The sequence below is a fragment of the Micromonospora sp. NPDC003776 genome (assembly GCF_053605645.1).
The window spans coordinates 1-3,208 of sequence record NZ_JBSGJR010000692.1; the positions used below are offsets into that span (position 1 = coordinate 1).

Below are 3,208 nucleotides of genomic sequence, written 5' to 3' on the forward strand. Positions count from 1 at the left end.
GCTGCCGGCCGACGCCCGCGACTACGGCACCGGCGCGCAGATCCTCTACGACCTCGGCGTCCGGTCGATGCGGCTGCTGACCAACAACCCGGCCACACGTCCAGCCGGGCGACCGCGGCGTCCCGCTCGGCCGGGCCGGCGTCGCCGCGGGCGGTGCCGCCGTTCGAGAAGCCGACCGAGGCCACGGCCCGCCGGATCGCCACGTCGGCCGCGAAGCCGGGGTCCGCCGGGTCGAGGACCCGCACCGGTACGTCGCTGAGCGTCGCGGGATCGGGCAGCCGCTCGGGGTCCAACACCATCAGCGGCGCCTCCAGCACGGACAGCCCCGCCGAGCGGGCCACCGCGAGCAGGTCCGGGCTGACCTCGTGGACCCACTCGAACGCCTCGGGCAGGCCCAGCTCCCGCTGCCGGGACCGGACCGCCGTCACGTCCGCGAGGGAGGCCGGCTCGGTGGCGCCCGGCCGGGGCCGGGCGTAGAACGGCCAACCGGCACCGTCCCGGACGAACAGCACCAGCGAGCCGTATTCCTCCGCACGGGCCGCATCCCTGGGCACCGCGTCGTAGAACCGCTCCAACCGGTCGAGCACGTCAGCACGTACGACATCCACCGCGCGAGACTACATGTCCCAGATTCTGGAAGTGTGATCAATCTGAACTGGCCTTGCGCCCGACGCCCTAACGTAGACTCAATAGAACCCACTAGGGCCGACGTCGTCCCGACCATGATCCAACCTGAGTGACGACAGGAGGCCCGGTGGCCTTTCCGTACCCTCTCAGCCCGCAGCCGGCCCCGCAGGCGACGGGGCTGTACGACCCCGCGCACGAGCACGACGCGTGCGGCGTGGCCTTCGTGGCCGACCTGCACGGGCGCCGCTCGCACGAGGTCGTCGCGAACGGCCTCGGGGCGCTCTGCCGGCTGGACCACCGCGGCGCCCGGGGCGCGGAGCACAACACCGGTGACGGCGCCGGGATCATGATCCAGGTGCCGGACGCGTTCCTCCGCGAGGTCGTCGACTTCCCGCTGCCGCCGGCCGGCCAGTACGCCACCGGCCTGGTCTTCCTCCCCGACGACGACGCGGCCGAGGCCCGCGCCCGCCAGGTGGTGGAGAAGTACGCGCTGGTCGAGGGCGCGGAGGTGCTCGGCTGGCGGGACGTCCCCACCGACCCGAGCGGCCTCGGCGAGACCGCCCTCGCGGCGATGCCGCGGGTCCGGCAGCTCTTCCTCGCCGCGCGCCGGCTCACCGGCTCGGCCGCCGGCCCGGCCGGCTCCCCGCTGACCGGGCTGGACCTGGACCGGGTGGCGTTCTGCCTGCGCAAGCAGGTCGAGCGGGAGACCGCCGAGCGGGGCGTGCCGGCGTACTTCCCGTCGCTGTCCGGCCGGACCCTGGTCTGGAAGGGCATGCTCACCCCGGACCAGCTTCCCGCCTTCTACCCGGAGCTGACCGACGACCGGGTGGTCAGTGCGATCGCGCTGGTGCACTCCCGCTTCTCCACCAACACCTTCCCGTCCTGGCCGCTGGCCCACCCCTACCGCTTCATCGCGCACAACGGCGAGATCAACACGATCCGCGGCAACCGCAACTGGATGCAGGCCCGGGAGGCGCTGCTGCGCAGCCCGAATCTGCCCGGCAACATCCGCCGGGTCTTCCCGGTCTGCACCCCCGCCGCCTCCGACTCGGCCAATTTCGACGAGGTTCTCGAGCTGCTGCACCTGGCCGGGCGGAGCCTGCCGCACGCGGTGCTCATGATGATCCCCGAGGCCTGGGAGAACGACCCGCAGATGCGGGCCGACAAGCGCGCCTTCTACCGCTTCCACGCCAGCCTGATGGAGCCCTGGGACGGGCCGGCCTCGGTGGCCTTCACCGACGGCGAGATCGTCGGCGCCGTGCTCGACCGCAACGGGCTGCGTCCCGGCCGCTGGTGGCGGACCGCCGACGGCCTGGTCGTGCTGGGCAGCGAGGCGGGCGTGCTCGACCTCGACCCGGCCACCGTTGTCGCCAAGGGCCGCCTCCAGCCCGGCAAGATGTTCCTGGTCGACACGGTCAACGGGCGGATCGTCTCCGACGACGAGATCAAGACCGAGCTGGCCGCCGCCCGGCCGTACCAGGAGTGGCTGCACGCCGGCCTGATCGAGCTGGACGAGCTGCCCCCGCGCGAGCACATCGTCTACACCCACGACTCGGTACGCCGCCGGCAGCAGACCTTCGGCTACACGGAGGAGGAGCTGAAGATCCTGCTCGGCCCGATGGCCCGCAGCGGCGCGGAGCCGATCGGCTCGATGGGCACGGACACCCCGATCGCCCCGCTGTCCACCCGGCCGCGGCTGCTCTACGACTACTTCCACCAGCTCTTCGCCCAGGTCACCAACCCGCCGCTGGACGCCATCCGGGAGGAGCTGGTGACCAGTCTGGCGTCCACCATCGGGCCGGAGGGCAACCTGCTCGACCCGGGCCCGGCGAGCTGCCGGCAGATCGTGCTGCCCTACCCGGTGATCGACAACGACGAGCTGGCCAAGATCCTCTCCATCGACGAGGACGGCGACCTGCCCGGTTTCAAGGCGGTCCGGGTCTCCGGGCTCTACCGGGTGCGCGACGGCGGCGCCGGCATCAAGGCCCGGCTCACCGAGATCTGCCGGCACGTCTCCGAGGCGATCGAGGACGGCGTGCGGATCCTGGTGCTCTCCGACCGGGACTCCAACGCCGACCTGGCCCCGATCCCGTCGCTGCTGCTCACCGCCGCGGTGCACCAGCACCTGGTCCGCGAGCAGACGCGGACCCAGGTGGCGCTGATCGTGGAGTCCGGCGACTGCCGCGAGGTGCACCACGCGGCCGTGCTGATCGGGTACGGCGCGGCGGCGGTCAACCCGTACCTGGCCTTCGAGTCGGTGGAAGACATGATCTCCACGGGGGCGCTGGCCGGGGTCGACCCGGAGAAGGCGGTCCGCAACTACGTCAAGGCGCTCGGCAAGGGCGTCCTGAAGATCATGTCCAAGATGGGCATCTCGACCGTCTCCTCGTACTGCGGGGCGCAGGTCTTCGAGGCGGTCGGCCTGGACACCCGCCTGGTCGAGCGGTACTTCCGGGGCACCCCGAGCACCATCGGCGGGATCGGGCTGGCCGAGATCCACGCCGAGGTCGCCGCCCGGCACGCGCTGGCCTGGCCGGCCCCGGGCGCGCAGCCCACCGACCGGCTGGAGGTCGGTGGCGAG

1 protein-coding gene and 1 pseudogene are annotated in these 3,208 nt (G+C 72.5%); both read left to right on the top strand.

Translation table 11 applies throughout. The features are described from left to right. Nucleotides 1-259, top strand: a pseudogene (locus ACWEVO_RS33425) (hypothetical protein); the annotation flags it as partial. 495 nt (nucleotides 260-754) lie between these two features. After that, the coding region (locus ACWEVO_RS33430; RefSeq protein WP_452311416.1) for a glutamate synthase central domain-containing protein at nucleotides 755-3,208 on the top strand (2,454 nt) is incomplete at its 3' end.